A 3,157-nucleotide genomic window follows, 5' to 3' on the forward strand; every position below is an offset into this window, starting at 1 on the left:
GTAACCATCCGGCGTGGACCGCGGATGGGGGCTGTTCTCAGGTCGTGCCCTCGGGGGCTTTGGGTTTGCGGGGCCGCGGAGCCCATTTCTTCGCAAGCTGGTTAAACCGTTCGACGATCCTGTCGATCCCGGCATCTTCGGCGTCGAAGTCCCCGCCCGACCAGTGGACCATGTCCTCGTGTTGCTCGTGATCAGGGTCGGCGAGGGCTTCGAGGAACTCCTCGTAGCCCCAGGCACCACCGACATCCTCTGGGGGACAGGCCCCGGTCGCCTTCAGAAGCCGGGGGTAGATCACACCGGGGGTTGCCTCGCCCACCCGCTCGATACGGATGCTGTGGTCCCAGTCATCGCCGAAGTCATAGACATACTGGATCGTCCTGGCGCCGGTGTCCTCGAGCACCTTCTCCAACGTTGTCTTCTTCGCGGGCATGGGGCCATCGTAGAACCCGTCCGGGTCGGGCTCGCCCCAACCGGTATCACCGGCGCGGAACTCGTAGAGATGGGTGTCTGTCCAGCCCATGGCAGCCTGTATGACCTCATGCAGCCGGTCGAGCCTGATCTTCAGCGGCACCTCGATATGGCGCACCGGCTGCGGGTCGACGTCGTTCAGGATGATCCGGAGGCGGGCGATCAGGGTCATGCGGCTATCCTTTGCTCAGCCCGGGACCAGTTCCAGGGCAATAGATCCGGCACGCGGGAGGCGGTCGTGCCAGGCAGCCGGGCGAGGACATCGGCCAGCCAGGCCTGAGGGTCGACATCGTTCATCTTGGCGGTGACGATCAGGGAATACATGAAGGCGGCACGGTCGCCGCCGCGCTCGGACCCGGCGAAGAGCCATGACTTCCTGCCGAGGGCCACGCCCCGCAGGGCCCGTTCCGCGGCGTTGTTTGTCAGACAGATCCGACCGTCGTCGAGGAAGCGGGTAAAGGCCGTCCAGCGGTCCTTCGTGAACATGTAGTTGATCGCCTTGGCGACCGGATTGTGCTTCGACATCCTGTCGCGCTCGGCCCGCAGCCAGTCGTGCAATGCCTCGACCAGAGGGCGGGATAGCTGATGCCTGGCCGCCTGCCGTTCCGCAGCGGTCAGGCTATTGATACCGCGCTCGATGTCGAAGATTGCGTCGATCCGGGCCACGGCCTCCAACGCGATGGGCGAGATGTCATGAACGGATTTGCCCTTCCGGGCATTCCCCTTGATGTCGGCAAGCTCGAAGAACTTGCGGCGAGCGTGGCTCCAGCATAGCGCACTCTCGACCGGCCCCGGGTCACGGTCGGCGCGGTAGAGGTCGTTGTAGCCCCCATAGGCATCGGCTTGCAGGATACCCTGCCACCCGGCGAGATGCCGGTTCGGGTTGGCCATTCCGCGGTCGCGGGAGAAGTGGAACAGGGCGGCAGGTGGAGCCCCGCCGCCGAAGGGTCGGTCATCCCTGACATAGGTCCAGAGCCGGGCGGTTTTTGTCCCGCCCTTCGCCAACAGCGGTACTGTCGTATCGTCGCCATGCAAGCGGTCGGCATCCAGAACATGGGCACCGATCAACGCATGGATCGGCTCCAGCGCGGCGGCGCAGGCGCCAACCTGGTCGGCGAGGGTCGACAGGCTGAGATCGACGCCTTCCCGGGCATAGCGTTCGGCCTGGCGATTGAGCGGCTGATGCTGCCCGAACTTCTCAAAGAGGATCGTCGCCAGCAGGTTCGGGCCAGCCCATCCGCGCGGCGTGGCGTGGAAGGGCGCCGGCGGTTGGCTGATCTTCTCGCAGGTCCGGCAGGTGAACTTCTCGCGGACGGTCTGGATCACCTTCCACTGCCGCGGGATCACCTCCAACGTCTCGGTGACGTCTTCCCCCATCTTCACGATGCAGTTTGAGCCGCAGCAGGTGCAGGACGTGGGCGCTTCGATCACCACCCGCTCGCGCGGCAGATGATCCGGGAAGGGCTTGCGTGCCGGGCGGCGGCGTTCGAAGCCCGCGACGGTCGTGGTCTTCGTCACCTTCTCGGCGGCAATCTCGTCTTCGGTGGCCGCGGCTTCGAGTTCCTCGAGCTGCAGTTCCATCTGGTCGATCAGTCGGGCACGGCGTTCGGAGCTGCGGCCATACTGTTCGCGCCGGAGTTTGGCGATCTCGAGCCTGAGATGCTTGATCATCGCCTCGGAGGTCGAGACCACCGCCCGGGTCTGCGCCAGTTCGCTCTCTGCGGCCTCGGCACGGGCCTCCGAGGCCGCAAGCGCGGCGCGCAATCTGGCAATCTCGGAAGCGTTGTTCGACATGGCCAAGACCTACCATGCCGGCATCGGAAAGCCCATGCAAATAAGGCCGATGAGGCCAATTTATCCCGCCTTTGCAGGGCGTTGGGTCCAGCGTGGATTGCGCCAGTCGATCCCCTCCAGAAGATAACCGAGCTGGGCCGCGGAGATCTGCACCGCCTCGCCGGCACCGCTGGTCGGCCAGATGAACTTCCCGGCCTCCAGCCGCTTGGTGTAGAGCGACATGCCGACCCCGTCATGCCAGAGCAGTTTGACCAGGTCCCCCTTGCGTCCCCGGAAGCAGAATATCTCGCCCGCGTGCGGATCGCGACCGAGCCCTTGCTGGATCTGTAGCGCCAGGGTGTTCATGCCGCGTCGCATGTCAGTCACCCCGCCCGCGATCCAGACGCGCACCCCCGCCGGGAACGCGATCATGACGGATCCAGGGCTTGCACGAGGCGCGCCAGCACCATCGGGTCGATCGTGGCTGCCACGGACAGGCGGCGGCCATTCACGAGGGTAATATCTGCCATCTGGACCTGGGCTGTCGCTGGCGTCGGGACCGGTGGGAACGGCCCGTCGTGACCCTCGGGTTCATCAGGAGCGGCGATGGCCAACGGTGTGAATTGCAGGCACGCCTTGCTGCCCGTCATCAGCCTGCCTTCGCGGTATTGGCGACGCCAGCGCACCAGCAGGGTGCGGCCAATATCATGACGCCGGGCTGTCTCGGCGACACGCCCTCGACCGCCAAAGCTTTCTTCAACGATGCGCACCTTCTCTTCATCCGTCCAGCGCCGACGGCGCCCGGTATCGGTGACAGAAAGGATCTCTACTTCAGGTCTGTATCTATGGTCGGACATAGCGCCGGACCTACGCCGTGAGCCTCAAGTCAGAAAGACGGCCCTCCCCGGAGGCTTAC

4 protein-coding genes are annotated in these 3,157 nt (G+C 65.1%); all 4 read right to left on the reverse strand.

What is annotated here, in order from left to right; genetic code table 11:
• Window positions 1-37: 37 nt before the first annotated feature.
• From IEW01_RS17545 to tnpA, 4 genes are read right to left on the reverse strand one after another with little or no spacing between them, the layout of a single operon-like run.
• Window positions 38-640, reverse strand: coding sequence for a plasmid pRiA4b ORF-3 family protein (locus tag IEW01_RS17545; RefSeq protein WP_188530315.1), 603 nt, complete (start codon window positions 638-640; stop codon window positions 38-40).
• The gene (tnpC, locus tag IEW01_RS17550) at window positions 637-2,262 is read right to left on the reverse strand and encodes an IS66 family transposase (protein WP_188530317.1); all 1,626 of its coding nucleotides are present in this window, start codon (window positions 2,260-2,262) and stop codon (window positions 637-639) included. Before tnpC ends, IEW01_RS17545 begins: the two co-directional genes overlap by 4 nt.
• 60 nt (window positions 2,263-2,322) lie before the next feature.
• Complete coding sequence (gene tnpB / locus IEW01_RS17555; RefSeq protein ID WP_188530319.1) at window positions 2,323-2,673, reverse strand: IS66 family insertion sequence element accessory protein TnpB; 351 nt, start codon at window positions 2,671-2,673, stop codon at window positions 2,323-2,325.
• Window positions 2,670-3,098 carry an IS66-like element accessory protein TnpA gene (gene tnpA / locus IEW01_RS17560; RefSeq protein ID WP_188530321.1) on the reverse strand — a complete coding sequence of 143 codons (429 nt, stop codon included), beginning with the start codon at window positions 3,096-3,098 and terminating at the stop codon, window positions 2,670-2,672. Before tnpA ends, tnpB begins: the two co-directional genes overlap by 4 nt.
• Window positions 3,099-3,157: the final 59 nt, after the last annotated feature.

This window comes from Sinisalibacter lacisalsi (assembly GCF_014640115.1).
Lineage (GTDB): Bacteria > Pseudomonadota > Alphaproteobacteria > Rhodobacterales > Rhodobacteraceae > Sinisalibacter > Sinisalibacter lacisalsi.

Excerpts from the sequence above, each read along its gene's own strand:
- IEW01_RS17545 (WP_188530315.1), bottom strand. The coding sequence starts at position 640 with ATGACCCTGATCGCCCGCCTCCGGATCATCCTGAACGACGTCGACCCG.
- tnpC (WP_188530317.1), bottom strand. The coding sequence starts at position 2,262 with ATGTCGAACAACGCTTCCGAGATTGCCAGATTGCGCGCCGCGCTTGCG.
- tnpB (WP_188530319.1), bottom strand. The coding sequence starts at position 2,673 with ATGATCGCGTTCCCGGCGGGGGTGCGCGTCTGGATCGCGGGCGGGGTG.
- tnpA (WP_188530321.1), bottom strand. The coding sequence starts at position 3,098 with ATGTCCGACCATAGATACAGACCTGAAGTAGAGATCCTTTCTGTCACC.